24 protein-coding genes are annotated in these 26,317 nt (G+C 62.2%); 8 read left to right on the forward strand and 16 right to left on the reverse strand.

Translation table 11 applies throughout. The features are described from left to right. Positions 1 to 104 precede the first annotated feature (104 nt). The 4 genes from H2509_RS11915 to H2509_RS11930 all read right to left on the reverse strand — a co-directional run bounded on the left by H2509_RS11915 (position 105) and on the right by H2509_RS11930 (position 3,627). The gene (locus tag H2509_RS11915) at positions 105 to 653 is read right to left on the reverse strand and encodes a winged helix DNA-binding protein (protein ID WP_182165532.1); all 549 of its coding nucleotides are present in this window, start codon (positions 651 to 653) and stop codon (positions 105 to 107) included. A gap of 11 nt (positions 654 to 664) precedes the next feature. Beyond that, positions 665 to 1,969: a TRAP transporter large permease gene (locus tag H2509_RS11920; RefSeq protein ID WP_182165535.1), complete on the reverse strand. Its 1,305-nt coding sequence runs from the start codon at positions 1,967 to 1,969 to the stop codon at positions 665 to 667. Next, entirely contained in the window at positions 1,969 to 2,526 is a 558-nt protein-coding gene (locus H2509_RS11925; protein WP_182165537.1) for a TRAP transporter small permease, read from the reverse strand. The genes H2509_RS11920 and H2509_RS11925 overlap by 1 nt, the downstream gene beginning before the upstream one ends. Before the next feature lie 114 nt (positions 2,527 to 2,640). Continuing rightward, positions 2,641 to 3,627, reverse strand: a complete 987-nt coding sequence (locus H2509_RS11930; RefSeq protein WP_182165539.1) for a TRAP transporter substrate-binding protein — start codon at positions 3,625 to 3,627, stop codon at positions 2,641 to 2,643. Positions 3,628 to 3,873: 246 nt separating this feature from the next. Here H2509_RS11930 and H2509_RS11935 point away from each other — a divergent pair, with 246 nt between their 5' ends. The 3 genes from H2509_RS11935 (at position 3,874) to H2509_RS11945 (ending at position 9,525) form a co-directional block, all read left to right on the forward strand. Then, on the forward strand, positions 3,874 to 4,560 hold the full coding sequence (locus H2509_RS11935) for an MBL fold metallo-hydrolase (RefSeq protein WP_182165541.1): 687 nt from the start codon (positions 3,874 to 3,876) through the stop codon (positions 4,558 to 4,560). A gap of 107 nt (positions 4,561 to 4,667) precedes the next feature. Beyond that, the gene (locus tag H2509_RS11940) at positions 4,668 to 8,264 is read left to right on the forward strand and encodes a hydantoinase B/oxoprolinase family protein (RefSeq protein ID WP_182165544.1); all 3,597 of its coding nucleotides are present in this window, start codon (positions 4,668 to 4,670) and stop codon (positions 8,262 to 8,264) included. A gap of 481 nt (positions 8,265 to 8,745) precedes the next feature. Then, on the forward strand, positions 8,746 to 9,525 hold the full coding sequence (locus H2509_RS11945) for a DUF3800 domain-containing protein (protein ID WP_235974874.1): 780 nt from the start codon (positions 8,746 to 8,748) through the stop codon (positions 9,523 to 9,525). Between the two features lie 227 nt (positions 9,526 to 9,752). Here the strand turns inward: H2509_RS11945 and H2509_RS11950 are convergent, their stop codons facing one another. The 3 genes from H2509_RS11950 to H2509_RS11960 all read right to left on the reverse strand — a co-directional run bounded on the left by H2509_RS11950 (position 9,753) and on the right by H2509_RS11960 (position 12,297). Next, positions 9,753 to 10,520: a sulfite exporter TauE/SafE family protein gene (locus tag H2509_RS11950; protein WP_182165548.1), complete on the reverse strand. Its 768-nt coding sequence runs from the start codon at positions 10,518 to 10,520 to the stop codon at positions 9,753 to 9,755. A 35-nt stretch (positions 10,521 to 10,555) separates the two neighbouring features. Beyond that, positions 10,556 to 11,446 carry an alpha/beta hydrolase gene (locus tag H2509_RS11955; RefSeq protein ID WP_182165550.1) on the reverse strand — a complete coding sequence of 297 codons (891 nt, stop codon included), beginning with the start codon at positions 11,444 to 11,446 and terminating at the stop codon, positions 10,556 to 10,558. Positions 11,447 to 11,514: 68 nt separating this feature from the next. Continuing rightward, entirely contained in the window at positions 11,515 to 12,297 is a 783-nt protein-coding gene (locus tag H2509_RS11960) for a HugZ family pyridoxamine 5'-phosphate oxidase (RefSeq protein ID WP_182165552.1), read from the reverse strand. A 212-nt stretch (positions 12,298 to 12,509) separates the two neighbouring features. Between H2509_RS11960 and H2509_RS11965 the strand changes: the two genes are divergently transcribed. After that, entirely contained in the window at positions 12,510 to 13,136 is a 627-nt protein-coding gene (locus H2509_RS11965; protein WP_235974876.1) for a BA14K family protein, read from the forward strand. Between the two features lie 177 nt (positions 13,137 to 13,313). After that, positions 13,314 to 13,727 carry a BA14K family protein gene (locus tag H2509_RS11970; protein ID WP_182165554.1) on the forward strand — a complete coding sequence of 138 codons (414 nt, stop codon included), beginning with the start codon at positions 13,314 to 13,316 and terminating at the stop codon, positions 13,725 to 13,727. Positions 13,728 to 13,791: 64 nt separating this feature from the next. On the opposite strand, the gene H2509_RS11975 is transcribed toward H2509_RS11970, so the two are convergent. The 3 genes from H2509_RS11975 to H2509_RS11985 all read right to left on the reverse strand — a co-directional run bounded on the left by H2509_RS11975 (position 13,792) and on the right by H2509_RS11985 (position 16,655). Further along, positions 13,792 to 14,421, reverse strand: a complete 630-nt coding sequence (locus H2509_RS11975) for an extensin-like domain-containing protein (protein WP_182165556.1) — start codon at positions 14,419 to 14,421, stop codon at positions 13,792 to 13,794. A gap of 105 nt (positions 14,422 to 14,526) precedes the next feature. After that, the gene (locus H2509_RS11980) at positions 14,527 to 15,429 is read right to left on the reverse strand and encodes an extensin family protein (protein WP_182165558.1); all 903 of its coding nucleotides are present in this window, start codon (positions 15,427 to 15,429) and stop codon (positions 14,527 to 14,529) included. 2 nt (positions 15,430 to 15,431) lie between these two features. Beyond that, positions 15,432 to 16,655 carry an alanine racemase gene (locus H2509_RS11985; RefSeq protein WP_182165576.1) on the reverse strand — a complete coding sequence of 408 codons (1,224 nt, stop codon included), beginning with the start codon at positions 16,653 to 16,655 and terminating at the stop codon, positions 15,432 to 15,434. A 385-nt stretch (positions 16,656 to 17,040) separates the two neighbouring features. Here H2509_RS11985 and H2509_RS11990 point away from each other — a divergent pair, with 385 nt between their 5' ends. Further along, positions 17,041 to 17,667 carry a LysE family translocator gene (locus tag H2509_RS11990; protein ID WP_182165578.1) on the forward strand — a complete coding sequence of 209 codons (627 nt, stop codon included), beginning with the start codon at positions 17,041 to 17,043 and terminating at the stop codon, positions 17,665 to 17,667. A gap of 9 nt (positions 17,668 to 17,676) precedes the next feature. Here H2509_RS11990 and H2509_RS11995 read toward each other — a convergent pair whose 3' ends face one another. Continuing rightward, complete coding sequence (locus H2509_RS11995; RefSeq protein WP_182165580.1) at positions 17,677 to 18,660, reverse strand: zinc-dependent alcohol dehydrogenase family protein; 984 nt, start codon at positions 18,658 to 18,660, stop codon at positions 17,677 to 17,679. Positions 18,661 to 18,864: 204 nt separating this feature from the next. Between H2509_RS11995 and H2509_RS12000 the strand changes: the two genes are divergently transcribed. Next, positions 18,865 to 20,121: an amidase gene (locus H2509_RS12000; RefSeq protein ID WP_182165582.1), complete on the forward strand. Its 1,257-nt coding sequence runs from the start codon at positions 18,865 to 18,867 to the stop codon at positions 20,119 to 20,121. A 12-nt stretch (positions 20,122 to 20,133) separates the two neighbouring features. Here H2509_RS12000 and H2509_RS12005 read toward each other — a convergent pair whose 3' ends face one another. The 5 genes from H2509_RS12005 to H2509_RS12025 all read right to left on the reverse strand — a co-directional run bounded on the left by H2509_RS12005 (position 20,134) and on the right by H2509_RS12025 (position 24,772). Beyond that, entirely contained in the window at positions 20,134 to 21,201 is a 1,068-nt protein-coding gene (locus H2509_RS12005) for a DUF2336 domain-containing protein (protein WP_182165584.1), read from the reverse strand. 832 nt (positions 21,202 to 22,033) lie between these two features. Next, entirely contained in the window at positions 22,034 to 22,642 is a 609-nt protein-coding gene (locus H2509_RS12010; protein ID WP_182165586.1) for an FMN-dependent NADH-azoreductase, read from the reverse strand. A 566-nt stretch (positions 22,643 to 23,208) separates the two neighbouring features. Beyond that, positions 23,209 to 23,448 carry a tautomerase family protein gene (locus tag H2509_RS12015; protein ID WP_182165588.1) on the reverse strand — a complete coding sequence of 80 codons (240 nt, stop codon included), beginning with the start codon at positions 23,446 to 23,448 and terminating at the stop codon, positions 23,209 to 23,211. Positions 23,449 to 23,560: 112 nt separating this feature from the next. Next, entirely contained in the window at positions 23,561 to 23,878 is a 318-nt protein-coding gene (locus tag H2509_RS12020) for a DUF2293 domain-containing protein (protein ID WP_182165590.1), read from the reverse strand. Positions 23,879 to 23,884: 6 nt separating this feature from the next. After that, positions 23,885 to 24,772, reverse strand: coding sequence for a hydrogen peroxide-inducible genes activator (locus tag H2509_RS12025; RefSeq protein ID WP_182165592.1), 888 nt, complete (start codon positions 24,770 to 24,772; stop codon positions 23,885 to 23,887). A gap of 377 nt (positions 24,773 to 25,149) precedes the next feature. Between H2509_RS12025 and H2509_RS12030 the strand changes: the two genes are divergently transcribed. After that, positions 25,150 to 26,235: a DUF2336 domain-containing protein gene (locus tag H2509_RS12030; RefSeq protein ID WP_182165594.1), complete on the forward strand. Its 1,086-nt coding sequence runs from the start codon at positions 25,150 to 25,152 to the stop codon at positions 26,233 to 26,235. Positions 26,236 to 26,317: the final 82 nt, after the last annotated feature.

Here is a 26,317-nt window from a genome sequence, read left to right on the forward strand (position 1 = left end):
GAAGTCCCACGTCCGTCGCCGTTGCCCAATGGGTCGCCGGGTCGAGCCCGGCGAAGACGCGTGGAGTGTCAGTGCACTTGACCGCCAAATTCCGGGAGCCCCGCCTACATCGCGGCCGCGGCTCTCGCGGCCTGATCGTAATGGCCGGAAACCGAGCGCAGCGTGGCAGCGAGCCGAGAGAGCTCCGTTTCGTCCATGCCCAGCCCCTTGACCGGGCCGACCAGCAGCGCCTCGCGCAGGCGGCGGTATTCGAGGCAGATTTCCTCGCCCGACCGCGTGATGCCGACAGTCTTTTCCTTGCCGCGCTTGCCGGATTTCACCAGCCCCGCCTTCTCAAGCTTCTTCAGCGCGTAGGTGACCGTGTAGGTGTCCTCGATATTCAGGACGAGGCAGATGTCGGCAAGCGTCTTCGGACGGCCGCGATGATTGACCGTATGCAGCACCAGCGTATCGAGCGGGCTCATGCCGGCCGCGCCCGCCGCCGCCATGCAACGAACCATCCAGCGATGATAGGCGTTGACCATCATCGTGACGGCGAATTCGATCTCGGAAAGCGCCGGCAAGGCGCCGGAGGCCAGATGGGCGGCGGAGACGACAGGACCGACTGCGGGTGCCGGCCCCTCACCTTCCCTATCCTGTTCCTGGCTGGACATGGGACACCTCGTCAATTTGCAAGCATCGTCTCGGGCAACCAGAGCGCCAGGCCCGGATAGGCGACGATGAGCGCGACCGCAAGGATCATGATCAGGAAGAAAGGCAGCGCCATGCGCGCCACCTGGAAGATGTTGCGCCCGGTCATCGCCTGCAGGACGAAGAGATTGAAGCCGACCGGTGGCGTGATCTGGCTCATTTCGACGACCAGAACCAGGTAGATGCCGAACCAGATCAGGTCGAGGCCCGCCGCCTGCACCATGGGCAGGATCACGGACGTCGTCAGCACCACCACGGAAATACCGTCGAGAAAGCAGCCAAGCACAATGAAGAACAGCGTCAGGGCGGCAAGAAGCGCATAAGGCGACAGATCGAGCGAGCCGATCCAGCCGGCAAGCTCGCGCGGAATGCCGGTATAGCCCATGGCGACCGTCAGCATTGCCGCGCCCGCCAGGATGAAGGCGATCATGCAGGAAGTGCGCGTGGCGCCGATCAGGGCTTCGGCAAAGCTTGCCCGCGACAGCGTTCCGTACCAGGCGGAGAGGCCGAGCGACAGCAGCACGCCGACGGCCGCCGCTTCGGTCGGCGAGGCAAGCCCCGCATAGATCGAGCCGATCACGCCGACGATCAGCAGCAGGACCGGAAAGAGGCTGCGCGTCGCCCTGATGCGGGCGAGCAACGGCACCGGTTCATCCGCCCCCGGCATCTTCGACTTGTTGATCAGCGCCCAGATGGCGACATAGCCCATGAAGAGCGCGCAAAGCATTGCGCCCGGCAGCACACCCGCGATGAACAGCCGGGCGATCGACTGTTCGGTGGCCGCGCCATAGACGATGAGGATGATCGATGGAGGAATGAGCAGGCCGAGCGTGCCCGAGCCGGCCAGCGTGCCGATCGCGAGCTTCTCGTCATAGCCGCGCTTCATCAGTTCCGGCAGCGCCATCTTGCCGATGGTGGCGGTCGTGGCCGCCGAGGAACCGGATACGGCGGCGAAGATGCCGCAGCCCAGGATATTCACGTGCAGCAGGCGGCCCGGCAGGTTCTGCATCCATGGTGCAAGACCGGTGAACATGTTCTCCGAGATACGGGAGCGAAACAGGATCTCGCCCATCCAGATGAACATCGGCAGGGCGGTGAGATCCCAGGAATTGGCCGCCCCCCAGACGGTCGTCATCAGTACCGGCCCGGACGGAGCGGAGACCAGCAGCTTCATGGCGACAAGCGCGCAGGCCGACAGTGCCACCGCCACCCAGAGCCCCAGCGTGAGGCCGAGAAGCAGCACGACGCCAAGCAGCAGGGCGACGAGCGAGATATCCATTACTCGACCCCCTCAAGGCCACGTGCGGCCTCCGCCGCCACGTAGCTCGGCGTTCCGCCAGAAAGCTGGACGATCAGGTCATCCAGAAGCGACAGCGCGAAAACGCCCAGCCCCAGCGCCATCACCGCCTGCGGAATGCAGAGCGGGATGGGAATGATGCCGAAGGACACCTCGTTATAGAGGTAGCTGTCATAGGCAAGGGCGGCCGCGAACCAGGTGAAGTAGGCGACAAGTCCGAAGCCCAGGAGGAGAACCAGGGTTTCCATCAGCCGGCGCAGGCCGGCAGGGGCATTGGCGATTGCCAGCGAAACCCGGATATGGACCGCGTGGCGGAGCGTCGAGGCGAGAGCCATGAAGGAGGCGCCGACCAGCAGGAAGCCGGCGATTTCGGCCAGCGAGGGCACGAGGAAACCCACCGGGTCCGCTCCCGCAAGCTTCAGGAAGCCATCCGCGAGCCGGCCCAGCACCTGCGCAAGCACCAGCAGCGCAATAGCCACAAGGCAGCTTGCCGCCAGGATTTCCGCCACCGCATAGAGGCGATTCAAAAGAAGACGCATCTGCCCTCTCCACAGGGCAGCCGATATCACCCGCCGGCTGCAGCCAAGCCCTGTCGAACGAATGGTCGGAAAAGAAGACGGCGGGTCCGGGGACCCGCCGCTTCAATTCCGGACTTACTTGTTGAAGGTCTCGATGACGGCCGCGCCATCGGCGCCGGCCGCAGCCTTCCATTCTTCGACCATCTGGGCGCCGATCTTGCCGAAGCCTTCGACGAGGGCGGCACTCGGCTCAACGATCGTGATGCCGTTGTCGGCAAGCACCTTGGTCTTTTCGGCCGTCTCGGCCTTGGAAGCCTCCCAGCCGCGCGCCTCGGCCTTGGCGGCCGCGTCCAGCACGGCCTGCTTCTCGGCATCCGAAAGTGCGTCGAAGGCGGCCTTGTTCACGATCACCATGTTCTTCGGCAGCCAGGCCTGGGTGTCGTGATAGTGGGTCAGGTAGTCCCAGGCCTTGGTGTCGGCGCCGGTGGAGGGCGAGGTGATCATCGCGTCGACGCGGCCCGTGGAGAAGGCAGTCGGGATATCCGGCACCTCCACCTGCGTGGGAACGGCGCCGGCGAGCTGGGCGATCTTCTCCGTCGAGGCGTTGTAGGCGCGGAACTTCACGCCCTTCAGGTCGTCGAGCGAGGAAAGCTCCTTCTTGGCGTAGATGCCCTGCGGCGGCCAGGGAACGGCAAAGAGGAGCACGAGATCCTGATCGGCGAGCTTCTTTTCCAGGACCGGCTTCGATGCGTCATAGAGCTTCCTGGCGGCATCGTAGGACGTGGCGAGGAAGGGGACGGAATCGACCTCGAAGATCGGATCCTCGTTGGCAAGCCGCGACACCAGCACTTCGCCGATCGGGGCGAGGCCCTTGCGGACCGCATTCTTGATTTCCGGATGCTTGAAGAGCGAACCGGCCGAATGGATCTGGATCGTCAGCGAACCGTTGGTGGCCGTGGAGACGTCTTCGGCAAAGGCCGCGATATTCTTGGTGTGGAAGTTGCCGTCGCCATACGGGGTCGGCATGTCCCACTTGGTTTCCGCAAAGGCGGACGTGGCGGAGGCGGCTGCGATCGCCAGCGCTGCGGCGCCGGCCATGAGAGTGCGTCTGGTGAAAGTCATCTGTCCGATATCCCCTCTGTTGCACTTTATCTTCTGATATTCGAGGGCTTTCCGGTATGCGGATCGCGCATCCCGACCCCCTGATCTTGGTGCAGCAAGGGTCACGGTAGACCCGCTTCGCACCCTCGTCAATAATTTATCGACAAATTATCGTTTTGATTGCAGCTGACGGACGGCATGACATTGCAGGCCGTGCGCGCCATGTTTGCGCAAGCCATCATATCCATAATTTCGGAGGAACAGTCCTTGCCAGCAAGCTTCGACGTCCTTGTACCCGGCTCCAGCATAGCGTTTCACGGCGGCTTCTTCGGCATCTCGGCCATCGTAATGGTAACGAGTGGCGGACGGCGGGCGCTGTTCGACGTCGGCCACGGCGTCACCCGCAAGATGCTCATCGACGCACTTGCCGCGCGCGGCCTCTCGCCAGCCGACATCGACCTGATCGTCCTGAGCCACTGCCATTTCGATCATGTGCTGAACCTGGACCTCTTTCCGGGCAGGCCGATGATCATGAGCCGCGACGAACGCAACTATATCGAGGACCCGTTCGCGCATGACTGGGTGACGCCGCGCTTCGTACCCGCCCTGCTGGAAGGCCGCGAACTGCGCCTGACCGAGGGCGAGGAGGAAATCCTTCCCGACGTTATTGCCTTCCCGACGCCCGGCCATTCACCCGGCCATATTTCGCTGGAGCTTGCCACCGAGGACGGCCCGACGGTTCTTGCAGCCGACGCCTTGAAGACAGCACGGGAGGCCTCCACCGGCATTCCGGATCTCGAATTCGACCCGCAGAAGCGCGGCCGTGCCTCGCTGCAGGAGGTGCTCCGGCGCGGACGAACCATTGTTCCCGGCCATTTTCCACCCTTCAAGGCGGACGAACGCGGCAAGCTGACATGGTCCGACGTGCAGGAACTACCGCTGATCCTGAGATAGTTCCAACTGTCTCGTTGACATTTTATCGATAATTTATAAATGTCAGGACAAGAACTAAAGAGCCGGGCGCGAAGCGACGGCGGCGGATTTATGGACGGGAGAGTGCGATGACAGCGGCGAAATGGGATTTCTGGATCGATCGCGGCGGCACCTTCACCGATATCGTCGCGCGTACGCCGGAAGGCGAAATCCGGGCGCACAAGGTGCTGTCCGAAAATCCGGAAGCCTATCGCGATGCAGCCATCCAGGGCATTCGCGAGCTGATGGGTGTCGCGTCGGGCGAACGCATCCCGTCCGAAAAGATCGCCACGGTGAAGATGGGCACGACAGTTGCCACCAACGCGCTGCTGGAACGCAAGGGCGACCGCACGCTGCTCGTCATCACCCGCGGTTTCCGCGACGCGCTGGAGATCGGCTACCAGGCCCGCCCCGACATCTTCGCCAAGGAAATCATCAAGCCCGAGCTTCTCTACGAGCAGGTGGTCGAGGTCGCCGAGCGAGTCCGCGCCGACGGCACGGTGGAGGCCGAGCCGGACCTCGCCAAGGTGCGCGCCGACCTGCAGCAGGCCTATGACGACGGCATCCGCTCGGTCGCGATCGTCTTCATGCACGCCTATGCTTTCCCGGAGCACGAGAAACAGGTTGCGGCCATTGCCCGCGAGATCGGCTTCCCGCAGGTTTCCGTCAGCCACGAGGTCTCGCCGCTGATGAAGCTCGTCGGGCGCGGCGACACGACCGTGGTCGACGCCTATCTGTCGCCGATCCTGCGTCGCTACGTCGATCAGGTGGCGGGCGAATTGCAGATCGAAGGCACAGGCTGCCGGCTGATGTTCATGCAGTCCTCGGGCGGACTGACCGCCGCCGATCTCTTCCAGGGCAAGGACGCCATCCTTTCAGGCCCGGCCGGGGGCGTCGTCGGCGCCGTCGAGACCTCGAAAATGGCCGGCTTCGACCAGGTCATCGGGTTTGACATGGGCGGCACGTCCACCGATGTCTCCCACTATGACGGCGACTACGAACGCGCCTTCGAGACGGAAGTGGCAGGCGTTCGCATGCGCGCGCCGATGATGCGCATCCACACGGTCGCCGCCGGCGGCGGCTCCATCCTGCATTACAAGGACAACCGCTTTCAGGTCGGGCCGGACAGCGCCGGGGCCAATCCGGGGCCGAAATGCTATCGCCGCAACGGTCCGCTCGCCGTCACCGACGCCAACGTCATGGTCGGCAAGCTCTCGCCCGATTTCTTCCCGAAAATCTTCGGCCCGGGCCGCGACGAGGCGCTCGACGCCGATGCGGTAAAGGCGGCGTTTGCGGAGCTTGCTGCCGAAATCGGCGACGGACGCAAGCCCGAGGAAGTCGCCGACGGCTTCCTCAAGATCGCCGTCGAGAACATGGCCAACGCCATCAAGAAGATCTCCGTCCAGCGCGGTTATGACGTCACCCACTATGCGCTGACCTGCTTCGGCGGCGCCGGCGGCCAGCATGCCTGCGCGGTTGCCGACAGCCTCGGCATGAAGACGGTCATCGTCCATCCGCTTTCCGGCATCCTGTCAGCCTACGGCATGGGCCTTGCCGATATCCGCTCGACCCGCCAGCAGGCGGTGGTGAAGCGGCTGGAAGAAAGCCTCCTGCCCGATCTGCAAAAGCTGAAATCAACGCTTGCGACAGAGACGGAAGCGGAACTGGAGCGCCAGGGCATTGCGGCGGGCGAACGGGAAACGCTGACCCGCGCCCATCTGCGCTACGAGGGTACCGACACGCCGCTCGCCGTCGCCCATGGCGATATTCCATCGATGGTCGCCGCCTTCGAACAGGCCCACAAGGCGCAGTTCGGCTTCACCTACGAGGCCAAGCCCATCGTGGTCGAGGCGCTGGAGGTCGAGACCGTCGGCGGCGGCGCGGGCATCGACGAAGCCGATCTGCCGCTAGGTTCCGCCGAGTTCGCCGCTTCGCGCAGCACAAGGTTTTTCGCCGATGGCGCATGGCAGAATGCGGCCGTTGCCCTGCGCGCAGAACTCGCGCCCGGCAACAAGGTCGCGGGCCCTGCCCTCATCGTCGAGCCGCACCAGACCATCGTCGTCGAGCCAGGCTGGGAGGCGGAAATCTCGCCCAAGGACCACGTCATCCTCAAGCGAACCGTGGCGCTGAAACGGACCGAGGCGATCGGCACCAAGGCCGATCCGGTGATGCTCGAGGTCTTCAACAACCTCTTCATGTCGATTGCCGAGCAGATGGGCGTGACGCTGCAGAACACCGCCTATTCGGTCAACGTGAAGGAGCGGCTCGACTTTTCCTGCGCCGTCTTCGACGCTTCCGGCGCACTGGTCGCCAATGCGCCGCACATGCCTGTGCATCTCGGTTCCATGGACCGCTCGGTGGAGACCGTCATCAAGCTCAATGCCGGCGACATCAATCCCGGCGACGTCTTCGCGCTGAACGCGCCCTATAACGGCGGCACCCACCTGCCGGATATCACCGTCGTCTCGCCGGTCTTTGACGACGAGGGCCAGGAAATCCTGTTCTGGACCGCTTCGCGCGGCCATCATGCCGATGTCGGCGGCACCGCCCCTGGCTCCATGACGCCGCTTGCCACCACCGTCGACGAGGAAGGCGTCCTGATCGACAATTTCCGCATTGTGGACAAGGGCGCGTTCCAGGAAGAGGCGCTGGTGAAGATCCTCACCGACCACCCCTATCCGGTGCGCAACGTCACGCAGAATGTCGCCGACCTGAAGGCGCAAATCGCCGCCAACGAGAAGGGCGTGCGCGAATTGCGCAAGATGGTCGCCCATTTTGGCCTCGACGTGGTGCAGGCCTATATGGGCCACGTGCAGGACAATGCGGAGGAAAGCGTGCGCCGTGTGATCGAGGCGCTGACCGATTCCGAGTACGAATACCCGACCGACCAAGGCGCGGTGATCAAGGTCAGGATCTCCGTCGACAAGGCGAAGCGCGAAGCGACCGTCGATTTCACCGGCACGTCGGAGGTGAAGCCGAACAATTTCAACGCGCCGGAGCCCGTCACCCGCGCTGCGGTGCTCTATTGCTTCCGCGTCATGGTGGAAGGCGACATCCCGATGAATGCCGGATGTCTCAGGCCGATCAACATCGTCCTTCCCGACGGCTGCATGCTGAAGCCGCGTTATCCGGCCGCCGTCGTCGCCGGCAATGTCGAGACGAGCCAGCACGTGACGAACGCATTGTTCGGCGCGCTGAAGGCGATGGCGAACAGCCAGGGCACGATGAACAACCTCACCTTCGGCAACGACCAGTACCAGTATTACGAAACGCTGTGTTCAGGCTCGCCGGCGGGTCCCGGTTTTGCCGGCACCGACGCGGTGCATGTCCATATGACCAATTCCCGCCTCACCGATCCGGAAGTGCTGGAATTCCGCTATCCGGTGCTCCTGGAGGATTTCCATATCCGCGAGGGCTCGGGCGGCAAGGGCAAATGGAGTGCGGGCAACGGCACGTCGCGCACCATCCGTTTCCTGGAGGAAATGGACTGCGCCATTCTCTCCTCCCACCGCACGCTTCCCCCGAAAGGCGGCAATGGCGGCGGCGACGGCGAAGTCGGCCACACTTATGTCCGCCGCAATTCCGGCGAGCGGCAGGAACTGAAAGGCTGCGACCAGACGGTGCTCAAGCCCGGCGAGGCGGTGACGGTCATCACGCCGACGGCAGGCGGCTGGGGGAAGGCATAATCTCACCAGCAAGGAGGCGGGCTTTGGCCCGCCTCGGGACGTTTAATTTTTCCTCGACACAGCGTGCGAAATAAGTGTGTAATTCCCCTATTTCAACTTGAGGGAATTTTGATGACTATTTTTGTCGTTTGCTATGACTTAAATGCAGCTCGGCAGAACTATATTTGCATCACCGAAAGGCTCAAAGCCTTACCTCACTGCCATGCACAAGACTCTGTTTGGTTTGTTGAATATACGGGAAACGAAGTTTCATTGAGAGACGCACTATCTCAGTGTCTCGATGGCAACGACAAGCTATTCATTAGCGCGATTTCCAATACATGGGCCGGAGAAAATATGCCAATCTGCGGCAAATGGTTGAACGATCGTGGCTACTAGCAAATTTCAATAGCTTTGCAAATACTTCCGATTTTCAGATTTTTTCTGAGTAATTCGCCTCACTTTCAGCAACAACATCGAATTAGAAAGATATCTCTGTCAAATGTATAGACTGTACGTCGATGAAGTTGGAACAGATGACATTCTACACGTGGATGAAGACAATCATCGATATTTAAGTTTGACAGGCGTCGCGATGAAAATCGCCGACGCAAGAGATGATTTAACACCGAAATTAGATTGGATAAAAGCCCACGTATTTGACCACGACCCTGACAGCCCCTTGATTTTCCATCGCTCAGATATTGTTAAAAGAAAGCGGGCGTTTGGTATTCTCAACAATGAACAAAAGCGCCAGCTTTTTGATCGAAGTATTCACAGAACAATGCTTACAACGCAATATACTGTTATTACGGCCTTAATTGACAAACGTGGAATGATTCATCAGCCACATTGGAAAAATCAGCACCCATATCATTATCTTATGGAGATTCTTATAGAGAAATATACACAATTCCTAGAGCGAAGGAATGATATTGGTGACATCATGCCAGAAGGCCGGAAAGGCAAGAAAGATACATCGCTTCAAAAGGCATTCGACAAAGTAATGGAAAAAGGCACATACTATGTGTCACCAAATAGAATACAAACCAGAATAAAAAGCCCAACGCTCAAGATTCGATACAAAACAGACAACATTGCCGGCTTGCAGCTTTGCGATTTAATAGCTCATCCAAGCCATATTACTATTAGAGAGCGCATGCAGCACCCTGTTGTTGTCGGCAAATTTTGTGCGCTTGTCCGAGAAATTCTCTTGTCTGAAAAATATGACAGATCGGCTACCGGTCAAATTCAGGGATATGGATATAAGTGGTTCCCATAACAAAAATGGGGCTTTCGCCCCATTCGATGGATTATGTACCATCTAACTACCGATCGCGTTAGCACCGGGTTAGGTGAAAACTAGTGCATCTTTCAGAGACAATCAAGATCCCCAGAAATTAGAGCCTCTCCAAGTATATAAGTATTTGATATTTATCATATTTCATAAAATTAGCAGGACCCTTTCGCTATCACGGCGATAACAATCCAGAAGCACATAAGCCTCCCTCAAATCCCCCGGACCACCAGCGCCATGCCGAGAGTAAGGAGCAGGATCAACACTAGCCGCCGGAACGCCGAGGCTTCGAGCTTTCGGCGCAGGACGCCGCCCGCCCTGGTGCCGAGATAGACGACGCCCAGCCCGCAAGCGGAGATCGCGATGCTGGCGCCGGTCAGCAGCCCGAGCTTCGACAGGCCGAGCGCCATGACGATGCTGCCCAGCGTGAAGGAGCAGTTGATCGCCTGCACGAAGCGCTCGCGCGACAGGTTCAGTGAAATGAGAAAGGGCAGCACCGGCATGATCTGCGAGCCGGTGACGCCGTTGACGAGACCGGTGGCAAAGCCCGAAAGCGGCGCGAGCGGGCGGACGAGATGCTCCGGCAGGACGAAATCGGGGCTGCGCAAGGCATAGAAGCTGTAGGCGACCAACACGAGGCCGAGCACCAGCGCGCAAAGCTCCGCATCCACCGTATCGAGCAGCCAGAGGCCGGCGATCAGCCCGGGTACGGTGGCGGCGAGCATCGGCCAGAAGCGGACGACAGTCTCGCGGAAATGGCCGGCTTCATGCATAACGAACAGGTTGCTGGCAATTGACGGCAGCAGGATCAGCGGCAGCGCGCTCTTCAGCCCGACCGCCAGCACCAGGAAAGGCAGGCAGGTCGTCGAAAAGCCGAGGCCCGTCGCGCCTTTCACGAAGGCGGCGAAGAGATAGGCAAGAGCGATTGCCGCAAGCTGCGGGGCCGAGAAGGCGAGGACGCCCGCGAGAACGTCACCCATGCGCGTTTACCTCGCCCTTCATCGCAAGACGCGCCTCAATAGCCGCCCACTTCCAGCATCCAGTTGAGGATCAGCCGCCAGTCGGTCATGCGGATCGGCGTGCCGTGCGTGCCGGTCTCGAAGAGCACGAATTTGGCCGGATATTTCGGCGCCACCTGCTTGATGCGGGTGAAGAACGCGGCCTGTTTCTGCCAGTCGTAGACGTTATCCCAGCTGCCATGGCCGAAATAGATCGGCAGCTTCTGCGAACGGAACACCTTGGTGGAAAGGAAGCTTTCGTCCCAGGCCGAGCCCATCAGCAGCATGCCGCCCATCAGCGCCGCCGTATCCGGGTTTCTGGCAAGCTGCCAGCACAGGAAGCTTCCCATCGAACCGCAGGCGACGAAGACCGGGGCTCCGGGCGAACGCGCCTTGTAATGGCGCATGAGGGCTGCGATATCGGCCGCGCCCTTGTCGCCGAAATCGGTGAAATCCGGCGAGATATAGAGCCCGCCATTGCGCGCCATCAGGTTCTTGATGCGATTGAAATTACCGCCGAAGCTCCAGTCGTTGGCACCCTGGAAGCGGTTGCCGCCCTGGCCGTGCACGTAGATGACGATCGCATTCGCCCCCGCCTCCTTGCCGACGCGGATATGACGGATGCTGCGGCCATTGGCCTCAAGCGTGTCGTCTTCCTGCGAGCGGCCGGGATAGGTAGAGACATATTCGCCATGCACCCGCCGCTCCCATTCCTTGTCGCGCCGGTGGATATCCCGGCGCTTGTCGTAATCCACGATGATGAAGGGATCACCGAGCTGGCCCGACAGCAGACCGGGATAGCGGAACAGCCCGTCCTTGTAGGGCGGCAGGCGATAGGACGCCCAGGCAGGTCCGGCCAGCAGCGCCAGCGCGAAAAAAAGAGCGAGGATGCGGCAGGAGAGCTTCATGCATTACCTATCTGCGGCCGGATAGCGGATTCTTCCGGCCGACAGGAAACCCTGACACGCTCCGAGTTTCAAGCGAAGCCGGCTGCCGGATGGCCGATTTGCGCGCGGGCAACCCGCGCCATCTCCACCAGCCGTTCGCGCAATTCGTCCGGTTTCGCAAGCGGTGGCTCGAAATCGACGCGCAGCGTCTGCTCTCCCGCTATCAGGTCCATGCCGTCCGGGTCGAGACCGGCGAGGCGCCATTCGGCCTCGGCGGCGTTGCCGAAGACCCGCGCATAAAGGCCGATCGCCTCAAGATGATCCGCGTTCATGTGTTCGATGGCCGACGGCTCGACCTCGGCGAACCCCGCAAGCCTCGCCTGGTCGACGACGAGATCGTCCCTCGTCAACTCATAGGCCTTGCCGAAACCGCCATTGAGGTTTGCCCGCTCAGGCAAAATGCGGAAGAGGCCGAAATCGCTGAAATCGGCGTAGAGCCGGGCCTTCGGATGCCGGGTGATGTAGCGCCGCCGGGCATGGGCCTCCTCCACGGTGCCTTCCGCGAGGCGCTCGGCAACGCCGACAAGCGTCAGCCTGGGATGGGCGAGCGGATCGCCCTTGCCGGGCTCGCCCAGCAGCAGCGAGCAGACCGGATTATTGGCAAGCCCGCTGGTATGGGCCGACAGCGTGGAGACGAGGATAAGCGGCGCTCCGTCCGTCTCGGTGGCAACAGCGACGCGGGAGGCGAGCGGAATTCCGGTTCCCGCCTCCAGGACGGCGAGCGCGCCGTGCCGCGCCGAACGGATCAGGCGGCGTGCCAGCGCCCGTGCCTCGTCGTCGGTCGGACGAAGGACTGATCTGGTCTCGGTCATGACCGTAAACCTCGGTTTAAATTGAGTCTCTTGTACCGATAATTTGGGTCTCAGAGCGGTCGCCAGCAAGGCCAATCATTGATCCCGTTACGTCATCTGCCACCTTGTCGCCACATTCTCGGCGGCAAAATGCCGTTAAGGAATAATTAACCGTCGCGTCTCGCGCGGGAATTCCAGACGAGGTCGCAGGCGGAGTCCGTCGGGAGGTCGCCATGCACCGCTTCAATCCGAAAGCGGCGATAGTCGCTTATGCCTTGTCCGCAAGCCTCATGATCCCGGTGCCCCAGGCGGGCGCGATGACTGCCGTCAACACGGCACCTGCCTTTTCGGGCGTCGAAACCGCGACCCTGCCGATCGTAAAGGTGCAGCGGCGCGGCGGAAATCGTGGCGGCGCACGCTGGTATCGCGGCGGCCGGGGTGGCGGTGCGCGCGCCTATCGCGGCGGCCAGGGCGCCAGGGCCTGGCGCGGCGGCGGCGGCAGGCGCTATGCCAACCAGCGCTGGCGTGGTAACCGCTCGGCCTATCGCGGCAAGCGGTACGCCAATCGGGGTTGGCGCGGCGGGCGCTATGCCTACCGTTCCGGCGGCTGGGGCTATCCCTATTACTACAACAACGGCTATTACAACGGCGCGCTCGCGGCGGGCATCTTCGGTCTCGCGACAGGCGCAATCATCGGTTCGGCCCTTTCACAACCTTATTACTACGACGCGCCGGTCAGCTATGCCTACGCTCCCTGGACGCCGGAATGGTACAGCTACTGCGCCGCGAAATATCGCAGTTTCAATCCTGACACCGGCTATTATCTTGCCTATTCAGGGCGTTATCGCTTCTGCCGATAAGAGTTGTTCATTTCACGGAATCTCCAAGCGCCGAACATGTTTTCGGCGCTTTTTTTCGCGCTATTCGTGGTTGAAGCAAATCTGAACACCAGATGAACGGCAGTCTCAGAACCCGTTAAGACGTGGGCGCCTAGGATGCCATCATCGAATTCATCAAGCGCATGCGGAGACCGCATTATGAGCCTGACCACTAAAGCCCTTGCCCTGGCCCTTGCCGGCGCCCTGACGCTGCCCGCCCTTGCGGGCGCGGAAGCGGGACAACGACACCACCGCCACAACAACGACGCGGGAGCGGCCCTTGCGGCGGGTGCGATCGGCCTTGCCGCCGGCGCGATCCTTGGCTCCACCCTGTCGCAGCCACGCTATGTCGAACCGGCGCCGGTCTATGTCGCTCCTCCCCCTCCCCCGCCGGTCTATCGCGAGCGGGTGATCGTCGAGCGCCGCTACTATGACGGCCCGGAATACGTCGAATACGCACCGCGCCCCTGGACGCGTGAGTGGTATCGCTACTGTTCTTCGAAGTATCGGAGCTTCGACCCGCAGACCGGTACTTTTGTGACGTATGGCGGCCGGGAACGTTTCTGCCGCTGATATTGCGAAAGAGACGGAAATTCGAAGGCCGGGGCATCGCTCCGGCTTTTTTCGTATCCGGCCGCTACTGACAGACCCGGATATCCGCCTTCCTGCCGTGGCGGGCAAGGTCGAGATGCAGGTGATCCTTGTGGTGCCTGTCCGCCTCGGGACCGAGCACGGTCGAAAACCGGCCACAGGCCCCCTCGTGAACGGAGCGCAGGAAAGCGCCGTCATGCAGGTCGGACCAGCCGTCCTCCACCTTGATCGTCCGGCCGTCCGCCAGGCGGAAGGCCGAAATATCCAGCGCGTTGGCAAAGGCATGTTCCGAAAGCGGCCCACGCGACGCGCCGTTGCGGCCCCGGCAGGAATAGGAGGCGGCGATAGTGAGCCCCGTCACCGGCTGGCCGTAGAGGGCAAGAGATGCCGGTTGAACGGTTTCCGAAAGCCAGCTTTCCGCCTCGCGAATGGCGGGGCAGCCCATTGTCGCCTCCTGCGAGAATTCCACCATACCGCCCTGCAGGGCCGAAACGGCGAAGGGGTGGTCGAGACCACAAATGCCCGGGCCGTCGATCCTGCGCGCTCGGCGCAATCCGACGCTCTCCACGACCGCTCCCGAGGTGAGGCACGTCCTTTCCTCGCTCGCGCGCCAGGCTTCGCGCTCCTCCCATTCCCAGAAGGAGCCGCAGCCGCCAAGTGTGGCAAGAGCCAGCAAGGCAATCGCGCAGCGGGAAGAGAAATGTCGCATGCACCGAGACTGACGCAGCGCCAATAAGAAATTCTTAACGATATCCGCGGTTTTGCCGATACAGGCGCCCGCCTACTCGCAGACGCGTTCCTTGCAATCCTCACCATCGCAGCGGTCGTCGAGGTGCAGGACCGCGCTGCCCTCGGCCGGTCCTTCGTGGCGCAGCATACCGGAAAAATGCGTGCAGGCCTTCCTGAAGACGACGTCCAGGAACTCGCCATCCTCGTTCCTGTCGCCGAAGCTCTCGGCGACCGAAATCACACGGTCATTGTCGAGATGAAAAGCGGTGATATCGATCGCCCTGCCGGCATGATGTTCCCTCGCTTCCAGCGCGCCTTCACCGAAGGGAGTGCCGCAGGCGTAGCTCTGCGAGATCTCCACGCTGACGAGGCGCTCGCCCAGTTGCAGGAGGGCCGCGTCACTGGCGTCATCGACGAGGAAGCGCTCCACCATCATGGCGAACTCGCAATCGAGCAACGCCAGTCCCGGCAGGCGAACGCCGCCGCCAGGGCCAAGCGCAGCCAGATGGACCGGCTTTTCGACGCGGCAGTCGTCGGGACCCGATACGGGGCTCAGGACCTGGAGATTGCCTATCGCGAGCGGGCAGGTCTCCGTCTTGCGCATGCGCAGAAACATCCACTGCTCGATCCAGTGGCGCTTTTCGGCCGACTTCCGGCCGCCGGGAAAGGCTTCGATCGTCGACCCGGAAGACCAACGCAGATCGGCGGGATTGAGCGTTGCCGAGGGCCTCTGGGGTTTCGGCGGCACTCGCAGGATGGAGCCCACAGGCCCTTCAGGCGGCACCTTTTCGAACGGCGGCACCAGCAAGGGCTGCGGCGGCTTTTCGGTCTCGCCGATTTTCAGGACTTCGAGCCTCTCCGGCGCAAGCGGCGAAGCCGAAGACTGACCGGACGCAAGCAGATGGGGCAGGCAAGCCGCTGCAAGCCAGAGGAAAACCGGGAGGAAAGGCCGCATTCTCAATCCGCCATGGTCTCAATCGAGGCAAAGCTCTCCGGGGGTTCGCCGTCATCGGCAAAGGGCCTGTCCACCTCGACGATCGTGTCGGGGTAGAAGCCGTTGAAGTGGGTTCGCAGCGCCAGCGAATAGGCGCCGATATGGCCGATCTCGATCCAGTCGCCGGTGTCGACCGTTTCCGGCAGCCAGAAGGGCCGCGACAGGATGTCGACGCTGTCGCAGGTCGCCCCGCAGACCTTGAAAGGAATGATCGACGACGGATCGCCGGAGCGTTGCCGCCGGGCAGGATCGGGAATGTGGCGGGCGGGAAGCGTGATCTTCCCGGTCCAACTGTCGGAGAGCGAGGCCCAAATACCGTCGTTGATGTAAAGCCGGCGCCCCTTCTTCAGCAACACGCGCACCACCAGCGAGATGCAGCGCGCGCAGATCGCCCGGCCAGGCTCGGCCACCAGCGGAGTGTCGGCAAAGCCCCAGGCTTCGATCTCGCCGCGCAGCTCCTCCAGGATCTCAAGCGTGGAGGGAACCTCCACCGCCTTTCGCCGCGGATCGCTGCCATACTCGGCGGGAAATCCGCCGCCGACATCGAGCGCGACGATCGGAACGCCGGCCCGGGCCCGCACCCAGTCGGCGGAGGCAAGCGCCCTTTCATAGGTGTCCGTTTCCTCGATCTGGCTGCCGACGTGAAAGCAGATGCCGGCCCGGAAACCGATGCGGTCGATACGCTGCAGCAGCTCGACCGCATGCCCCGGCGCGGCTCCGAATTTCTTGGAAAGTTCATAGGCGGCATGCCCCTTTGTGGCGATGCGCACAAAGAGGGTGATATCGCCGGGATCGAGGTCCAGCGCCCGCACGATGCGCAGGATCTTGGCGACCTCGTCCTCATGGTCGAGCGCCAGCGTGCGGATGTGATACCGCTCCAGCGCCAGGCGGATGTCGGACTGCGCCTTGACCGGATGCATGTAGATCATTTCCGCCTTCGGCGCGGCCGCCCTGACGGCGGCGATCTCGGCTGGCGACGCGACGTCGAAGCAATCCACCCCCGCTTGCGCCAGGGTCTCCAGCACGAAGGGCTCGCCGTTGGTCTTGACCGCATAGGCGGTCTTGCCCGGAAACGCCTGGCGGAAGGCAATCGCATCCTCTTGCAGGATGTTGCGGTGGAAGCAGTAGACAGGATGATCGGGACGAAGCGTAAGCGTCATCTCACGAGCGCTTGCGTACCTATCCATCCTGTAAGCCCCCTTAGAAACTACAATATTTCCCCGGAAGAGTATGGAATTAAGCAGGATTTCCGATTCGAACCATTTCCGACTCAATTTAGGTCGAATTCCTTCACCAGCAATTAAAACATGACCTAAAGTCGAATTTGAAGACTGAAGCCGGAATTACTCACTGAAACTTTCGCATAAATCTGAAGGAAAACTTCCATCTTAAAAAAGTTGTCTCTAACGGACTGAAAATTAAAATATTTCCCGCCTCGCGCATCAGTCGAAATGGAGCCGGCTCCATGCTGCCGGAAGCTTCAGGAAATTTACAGAAGCCGGGAAGCAACAAACGGATTTCCCCAACAATCCCGATTGAATTATCGTCAGCCCTGGAACGGAGGCATTTCTCGTGACGCTTGAACTCTATCTCGCCTATGTCGTTGCGACGCTGGTCGTGCTCGCGATACCCGGCCCCACGGTGATGCTCGTCGTCAGCTACGCGCTGGCGCAAGGGCGCCGGTCGGCGGCGGCAAGCGTTGCCGGAGTGGGCCTCGGCGACGCGGTTGCAGCCTTCGCTTCCCTTGCAGGTCTCGGCGCGATCCTCGCGACATCCGCAACGCTGTTTTCGGTGCTGAAATGGATCGGCGCGGCCTATCTCGTCTATCTCGGCGTCAAGCTGTGGCGGTCGCGGCCGCAGGCACTGGAGACGATGGAAACGAAAACCGCGACCGGTCGCAAGGTGTTCCTGCATACCTTCGTCGTGACCGCCCTCAACCCCAAGGGAATCGCCTTCTTCATCGCCTTCCTGCCGCATTTCATCGCCGAGAGCGCGCCGCTGCTGCCGCAGCTTCTGCTTCTCGGCTCGACCTTCGTGGTGCTCGGCATCGTCAACGCAGCGCTCTACGCGCTGACGGCAGCTTCGGTCCGCGAAAGGGTCCGCCGCCCGTCGACCCTGCGCCTGATGAACCGGCTCGGCGGCGGCGTGCTGGTGATGGCCGGCATCATGACGGCGACGCTGCGCAAGGCGGCCGGTTGACCTTTCAACTCAGGGCACGAGGACGGCGGCACCCGTCAGCCGCCCTTCCCTCAAATCCGCCAGCGCCTCGTTGGCGCGCTCCAGTGGATAGGCCGTGACATGGGTCTTCACGCCGGCGCGCGGGGCAAGCGCCAGAAATTCCTCCGCGTCCTTGCGCGTCAGATTGGCAACGGAACGGATCACCCGCTCGCCCCAGAGATCGGCATAGGGAAAGCGCGGAATATCCGACATGTGAATGCCACCGCAGACGACAGTGCCGCCCTTGACGGTCGCCTTCAACGCCTGTGGAACCAAAGCGCCGACGGGCGCGAACAGGATTGCCGCATCGAGCTGCCGGGGCGGCAATTCGTCCGATCCGCCGACCCAGGCGGCGCCGAGCGACCTTGCGAAGTCCTGCGCGCCCTTATCCCCCGGGCGTGTGAAGGCATAGATTTCCCGCCCCTCGTAACGCGCCACCTGCGCGACGATATGGGCCGCCGCCCCGAAGCCGTAGATCCCGAGCCGCCTGGCATCTCCGGCCATTCTCAACGAGCGATGTCCGATCAGGCCCGCGCACAGAAGCGGCGCGGTCTCGGCATCGCCGAAGGCATCCGGCAGCCTGAAGCAGTAATCGGCATCGGCGACGCAGTGGCTGGCATAGCCCCCGTCGATCGTATAGCCGGTGAAACCCGGCCGGTCGCACAGGTTCTCGCGATGGCTCAGGCAGAACCGGCAGCAGCCGCAGGTGTGGCCGAGCCAGGGAATGCCGACCTTCTCGCCCAGCGCAAAGCCGGAAACGCCATCGCCCAGCCCTGCTACCCGTCCGACGATTTCGTGGCCGGGAACAAGCGGCAGTTTCGGCTCCTTCAGGTCGCCGTCGATCACATGAAGATCGGTCCGGCAGACGCCGCAGGCGGCGACGGAAACCAGAAGCTGGCCTGGGCCCGGAGCCGGGTCCGGCCATTCGACCGGTTCCAGCGGCGCCCCCTGCCTCTTCAGAACCATCGCCTTCATGGCCGGTAGCCTCCCGATCGAATTCGCAGCCCGCCATCATCGCATGGCGGCACGGGCCTGTGGTTGATGCGCCTCAAGACCGGAATCCGGGCTATCCTCAGGAAAAGAAGCGCTTCTTTTGAAAAAAGCCTGTTGCATCCTGTCGCTTTCCCTTGTCCGGCAGCGCCTCCTGTCCGATGCTCCCGGCAAACGGGGGAGGATACGATGCTATCAGCGATCGAACTTGCACGGGACCTTGAAGCCGGGCGGACGACGGTCGACCGGATCTTCGATGCCTGCGCCGAGGCGATCGCGGAGAAGGAGGGCATCATCCGGGCTTTCACCGCCCTCGACCTCGACGCCGCGCGGCTGGCGGCGGCGGAAGGGCGCGGCCCGCTTGCCGGCCTTCCCTTCGCGGTGAAGGACAATATCGACACGGCCGATTTGCCGACCGCCTATGGCTCGCCGATCTATGCAGGGCATCGGCCGGCGGCGGATGCGGCGATCGTCGCTCAGGCCAAGCGGCTGGGCGCCGGCATCGTCGGCAAGACGGTGACGACGGAATTCGCCTTCTTCAAGCCGGGCCCGACCCGCAATCCGGTGAAGCCTTCCCACACGCCCGGCGGCTCGTCTTCCGGGTCGGCGGCCGGGATCGCGGCCGGCTTCTTCGCGCTGGCTATCGGGACGCAGACCGGCGGCTCCGTGGTCCGCCCGGCCGCCTTCTGCGGCATCGCCGGCTTCAAGCCGAGCTACGGCATCCTGCCGCCAGTGGGCCTGAAGATCTTCTCCTGGAGCCTCGACACGCTCGGCGTCTTCGGCAAGGGCGTGGCCGATGCGGCCTTTGGTGCCGCCGCACTTTCCGGCCGCGACTGGCGGGTGGACCGGCAAATGCCGGCAGCGCCCCATTTCGCGCTCGTACGGACACATTTGTGGCATGAGGCTTCCGGCGAGATGCGGGTGGCGCTGGAAAACACCGCGCGGCTCGCCGAAAAGGCCGGCGCGAAGGTGAGCGAGGTAACGCTGCCGGCGGTGTTTTCCGATGCCTTCGCCGCGCACCAGGTCATCCAGGACTTCGAGGCGGCCCTTGCGCTCGGCCACGAATTCGACCGCCGTGTCGCCGAACTGAGCCCGATCCTCCGCGAAACGCTGGCAGCAGGACGGGCGATCGAGGCCGCCGACTACGACGCGGCCCGAAAGACGGCGGCGGAGGCAAAACTGGCGCTGAAGGATCTCTTCCAGGATTTCGACGCGATCCTGACCCCTTCCGCACCGGGTACTGCGCCCGAAGGGCTGGGCTCCACGGGCTCCTCCATCTTCAACCGTGTCTGGACGCTGATGGGCGTGCCGGCAGTGAACGTGCCGGGAGTAATTTCGGCGCAGGGCATGCCGCTCGGCATCCAGGTGGTGGGCGCTAGGGATGAGGACCACAAAGCGCTGATGGCCGCCAAATGGCTTGAGGAGGCAATCGCGAAGGCGGACTGAGCAGGAGAAGCCTCAGGCCGCGCCCTTCACCTTGGATCTGGATTCCTCCAGAAGCTTCTGCGCGGTGGCCCTGTCCATCGAGGCATAGCGCTCGACCGCGTCGGAAATGGCGGCGGCCGTCATCTTCAGCCGCTTGGCGCGCATACCGGCAATCTTCTCATAAGCCTTTTCCGAAACGCCGGCGACGCGGCACAACATGATCAGCGGCTGATCCTGCTCGCGGAACAGCATGCGAAGCACCGCGGCCTCGGGAACCTTGGCCACCTGCGAGATCAGGTTGCCGAGATCGATGGTCTTGTTCTTCGACGTGAAGAGCTCAACCGCCTCGTCGATCGATGTCTTGCCGGCGACCACGCTGTCAATGAGCTGCTGGGTCCGCGAGGGAGCGTCGCCAAGGTCATGCAGCTGGACGTTGACCTTGTGCAGCGGCCGCTCCGACAACGCCCTGAGGACCGTCTGGTTCTTGCGCTGCCGGCGGACGCGATGCTCGAGCTCGGCGGAGAGGAACGGCACGAGAAGCTCGGCCGCCTGCCGTGTCAGGTCGCTACGGTCGCAAAGCGCCTCCTGCAGTTCCGGATTGCGCCTTGCCTGCGTGGCAAGATGATTGAAGGTATCGCCGGAAAAGGAAGCGCCGAAATTGCGCAGGATCGCCACCAGGACCTCGGCCTCGCCACGCTCCGCAACCACCCGGCTGACGGCAGGATCAACGGTCTGGCGCATGGCAATCGCCTTGAGATGATCCTGGGTGCCGCTTTCGGCCACTTCGACGAGATCGGCATCGGTGAGGACGACGGCATTGCGCAGCACGGGCTCGGCCACGTCGAACTCGTCATTGGCAAGGACACGGAGGAGTTTACGCGGCGCCACCGAATGGCTGCCAACCCGATCCGCAATGTCGCGGCGCGCAGGGCATGCCAGCGTATCGATCACCTTGCAGATGATCTCGCCATAAAGATCGCTGACCGAGCCTGCCTCATCGTCGTTGGCCGCGACGAACAGATCCGTCAGGGCCTTGGCGAGGGCCGCCCGGCCATCGCGCGAATGGTTTCGCGCAAGATCCGACAGCTGGGCCAGATTCATCTGCAATCCTCTCCGGGATTTGTTCTCTTTCCCCGATATTTCGACAGGAGGGGTTGCCCGTTCGTTAATAAAAACACGTCGATTGCAAGTTGTCGTTGCGTCATTTTTTGAAAAGCTGGCATCAATAGTTCAAAATTTTGAATATTAAGGCATTTTCAATATGATTCCTGTTGACTGGCATCCAGGCGATCGTCCGCAGCAACACGGTTTCGACGTATTCAGGCGGCGGTCGGCCAGACTCAATTGCGCGGCATGAAGCCGCGGTCCGTTTTTTGTTGGAGTAGACGGAAGCTGACGGGGAGACCGGCAGGACGGCGGAACCACCGCCGCATTGGCCACGCGCTCCCGATCCAAAGGTAAAGATTACAGCGACTTGGCGTTGCCTGCGGCATGCCCGTCGCTCCGGCCGACATTGCGGCACGACCCGCACTCAGCGCTCCGGCGGCAGCGCAGCGCACGCGCATTCCGCGTTGCAGCATCTTTTTGCACTTCCAGCCATAGGTAACCTCACGTACACTTCACGCCTGCCTGAAAAGCGGGAGGCCATAATGACCATTGTCCGCAATCTTGAGATCGTAGCGTTCCTTGCCGCGTTCTTGTTTGTAACAGGCATTGTCTTCGGGGTGCTGTAAGAGCGGCGAAGTCGCGGGCGCCGGGCTACGGCAAGACCCGCCAAGACCAAAAACAACGGAATTCGGATACGGCGCGCCCCGAGTTCAGCCTGTACCGGTATGTAAAACGGAACGGGAATTCTGGACTGACAAAAGAACCGCCTTCAGGCCCGGTTGCCTGAAGGCGTTTTTGCATGTGCGCCAGCGTCGACCGGCAGAGATTACGCGGCCAGGGCCTGTGCGGCGACCTTCGCGGCCGCTTCGGCATTTCGGACCACTTCGTCACCGCCGGCGGCAAGACGGTCGGCCGCAACGATTTCGACATCCTTGATGCCGATGAAGCCGAGGATGTGGCGCAGATACCCGGTTGCGAAGTCGACCGGGGACCCGACCGGAACGCCGCCGGAAGCCATGACGACGACCGCCTTCTTGCCTTCAAGCAGACCGACCGGGCCATCTTCGGTATAGTGGAAGGTTTCGCGGGCACGCGTCACCAGGTCGATCCAGGCCTTCAGGGCGGCCGGAACGCCAAAATTGTAGACCGGAACGCCGATCACCAGCACGTCGGCCGCCTTCAGTTCGGCAACCAGTTCGTCGGAAAGGGCGAGGGTCTGGCGCTGCGCGTCACTGCGCTCTGCGGGATCGGTGAAATTGGCGCCGACCCAGACCTCGTCGATGATCGGCAGGCCCTGGGCGACATCACGCTCAACAAGCTTGATCTGCTTCGTCGCGCCAAGATCGGCGACGATGCCGTCGACCAGTTTGCGGGTGACGGAACCGTCGCGCCGGGCCGACGCATTGACGGTCAGAACGGAAAGGGTATCGGACATCGATCTCTCCAGAAATGCTTTGGCTCGCAGCCGTTCGTTCATTCGAAGAGAGATATAGGTTCGGGGCGCCCTGGAATGAGTCATGTTCAGGTGAACAATGTTTCCATCCTGCTTGAACGGACGAGTTGCCGTAACGTCTTCATGATGCTTGCATCTTGGCCGCTTCCCGGCCTGCCGCGATTGTGATGAACGCAAGACGCATGCAAATCCGCGGCTGGCATCCTGAAAAGCTCCATGCTGCGGCGGAATGTGTTTGCCATGATTGCGGAGGACATGGCCCACGCGCGAATCCCTCAACAATCTTCCGGGACACAACACGCAGGCCGGGAGGACACCCGAGTATGGGTCAGGCGCCTGCGGCACTCGCTGTCATGGCCGGCCTGACCGGGCATCCAGTAACCGCGAAAGCTAGAGATCCAGCCACCAACGCATGCGTTTACTGGTTCCCCGCCTGCGCGGGGATGACACCGAGTGTGGGCAACTCCATGCCCCATCCTCGGCTGTCATCCCGGCCCGCATGCACGCATGCGCATCGCGAGAGCCGGGAGACGGCAAGCGCCCGCAGGTCAGCCCTTCGCGGCGGCCTCGGCAGCAGCTTTTTCGGCCTTGATCTTGGCGCGGTATTCCTCCGCCGGCAGGCCGCCGATGCCCCAGTTCTCGAACTCGACCTCGTCGATGGTGACGATGGTGGTGGCCGGGTTCTTGTTCAGAACGTCGACGAGGAGATCGGTGGCGCCCTTTATCAGGGCACGCTTCTGGTCTTCGGTGACGCCTTCGCGGGTGATGCGAATGTTCACATAGGGCATTTTTCTGCTCCTGCTGCCTGAAATCAGGTTTCACCTAAGCAAAGACTGGTTACGGGAAAACAGTACCGGCCGCCACCGCACGCGTTTTCGACTTTCCAGACGGTAACCGGGCTCAGTCGCCGTCTTCCTCGTCCGCCTCCATCCGGCGGGCGCAGCCCCAAAGGGCCAGCGTGTCGTTCATCGCCTCGATGACGAAGAAACGCGCGGCGTCGCGGTCGTAGCCTTCCTCAAGCAGCTGCTCGTAGTCGGTATGGGCGTGGCGCACGCGCGCCGTCACCGCCTGCCACAGCGCGATCGACGGTGGCAGATGGCGCAGATGGCCTGCAAGGGCAACGTCGAGGATCGCCTCCGCATCCAGCATCGGCACGCGCGGCAGAAGCCGGGTGAGCGCCTTGCGCATGTCGCGCTGCCGCTTCGTGCCGGCGGTCATCGTTCGTCACTCCAGCGCTTCGGCGATGCATTGGCCGAGCGTGGTGAAGTCATGCTTCCTGGGAGAGGACCGCCGCCAGACGAGGCCGACCGTGCGTTCCGGCTGCGGGTCCTTGAAACGCAGCAACGCCACCCGCTCGTCGCGCACTTCGACGGAAGCGCAGATTTCCGGCAGCAGCGTCACGCCATAGCCCGCCGCCACCATCTGCATGACGGTGGACAGGCTGGTGGCGCCGAAGGTGGAATGGGCCGAGGGCCTGACACCCTGGCAGTAGTTCAGCGCCTGATCGCGCAGGCAGTGCCCTTCTTCCAGCAGCAGCAAGCTGTCGCCGTTGATCGTCGAAGCGTCGATGCGCTGGCGCTCGTCGAGTTCGGGGGAAGCCTTCGTCGCCAGCAAAAAGCGATCGGCGAAGAGCGGCTGACTTTCTAGCTCGCCGTCCTCGATGGGCAGCGCGGCAAGGATGACGTCGAGTTCGCCATGACGCAGCTCCGCGACCAGGGTGTCGGTCAGGGTTTCGCGGATACGCAGGTCCAGGTCCGGGTAATCCGCGATGAGTTTCGGCAGCACGCGCGGCAGCAGATAGGGAGCGATGGAGGGGATGATGCCGAGCCTGAGCGGCCCGCCAAGCACGCGGCCGGCGTGGCGGCCGTAGTCCTCCAGGTCGCGCACGGCGGAGAGGATCTGCAGGGCCCGGCGGGCAACCTCGCGCCCTTCGCGGGTTAAACGAATCGTGTTGGCCTGGCGCTCGACCAGCGCGATACCGAGCGCAGCCTCCATCTCCTTGATCTGCATGGAAAGTGCCGGCTGGGAAATCGCCACATCCTCCGCCGCGCGGCCGAAATGCTGGTGGCGGGCGAGAGCATCGAAATAGCGCAATTGGCGAAGCGTCAGCATGGATAATCAGATAATCTTATTGATGGCTGATTTCAATAAGAATGAACCTGATGGCGCCGCCAATTCGGCCTCGACGGAATAGCCGGGGAGATTCGTCGCCGGTAGTCCCCAAACGGGTAGTCAGGCTTAACGTTCCCGAGATCGCGGATGCGAGAAAATATGTTCGCAACTGCAACCCTGACGTGACATCCGGGTCGGCAGGGAACCGGGAAGCTGCTAGAAGGCAGGGAATCTGCGGGCAGCCATGACAATTTTAATTAAAGTATTTTCAAAGTTTATTACGATTTTCTGTAAATATTTGATGGGGATATTTGCTGTTCATTTAATTCATCCATGCTATGAATCACTTGGATTTAAAACTCGATCAGGGTGATCCCATGTCGAATGCGCTGCATACCGAGCTTGTAAACTTCGAAGCGCTGACCGAAAGCAAGGATACGGCTCGCAGCAACGAGTTGGCTCGCCACGTGGCCATGCTTTTTTCTCTGACGTCGGAAAGCTGTTCTGACGAGCAGATGGATATCTACGACTCGGTGCTGACGCGCCTGTCCGACATGGTGGAAGAGGAAGCGCGCTGCTTCATCGCCGAGAGGCTGTGCAAGCTGCGTCGCGCGCCCGAATCCACGATCCGCAAGCTCGCCACCGACAATATTGCCGTCGCCAGACCGGTGCTGGAACATTCCACCGTACTGCGCGACACCGATCTTGAAGCCATCGCCCGCTCGATGACCGACGACCACCGGCTTGCGATCGCCGCCCGCGTCGTCCTGTCGGAACCGGTGACGGACGCGCTGGTGGAGGAAGGCAGCCGCCCCGTAAAGCTGAAGGTTGCGGAAAACGAGGGCGCGGCCTTCTCGGATCAGGGCATGTCCAGCCTCATCGATGCGGCAAAGGGCGATGAGGACCTGCAGATCGCCATCGGTTCGCGCGGCGACCTTGCCGACAGCCAGATACTGTCCCTGGTGGAGATCGCCAGCGAGCGGGTGCGGGCGCGACTGATCGAAAGCGACGACACGGTCGGTGTCAGTCGCCTGCCTCAGGCCGCGCGCCTCGCCGCGCAGCGCATGTCCAACGAGTTCTGGATCGCCCGTTACGATTTCGAGACCGCCAGCGGCCGCATCAATACCCTGGCCCGCACCGAGGGGCTGACGGAAGCGACCCTGCGCCGTTTCGCGGTCGAGGACCGGTTCCCGGAAGTCGTCTCCGGTTTCGCCTTCATCTGCGATATTGGCGTGGAGGAAGCGAAGCACTGGATGGTGCGCGTCGATACCGACCCCTTCCTGATCGTCGCCAAGGCGAACGGCTTTTCGACCATGACCGTGCAGGCGCTGCTGAAGATCGGACCCTGGCGCCATCGCCTCAGCAACGACGCGCGCATCGAGGCGGTTGCCCGCTACGAGGGGATGCGCATGTCGACCGCCCGCAAGATGCTCGACCAGTGGCAGGGACGCATGGCGGTCTGATTCACGGCCGCAGGCACCCTTGGCTCCGCCTTATCCTGCCCGTCTCGCCGCAACGCGGGGCGGGTATTTTCGTTATTGTGGA

Origin of the sequence: Stappia albiluteola (genome assembly GCF_014050225.1) — a bacterium.
Classification (GTDB): Bacteria; Pseudomonadota; Alphaproteobacteria; order Rhizobiales; family Stappiaceae; genus Hongsoonwoonella; species Hongsoonwoonella albiluteola.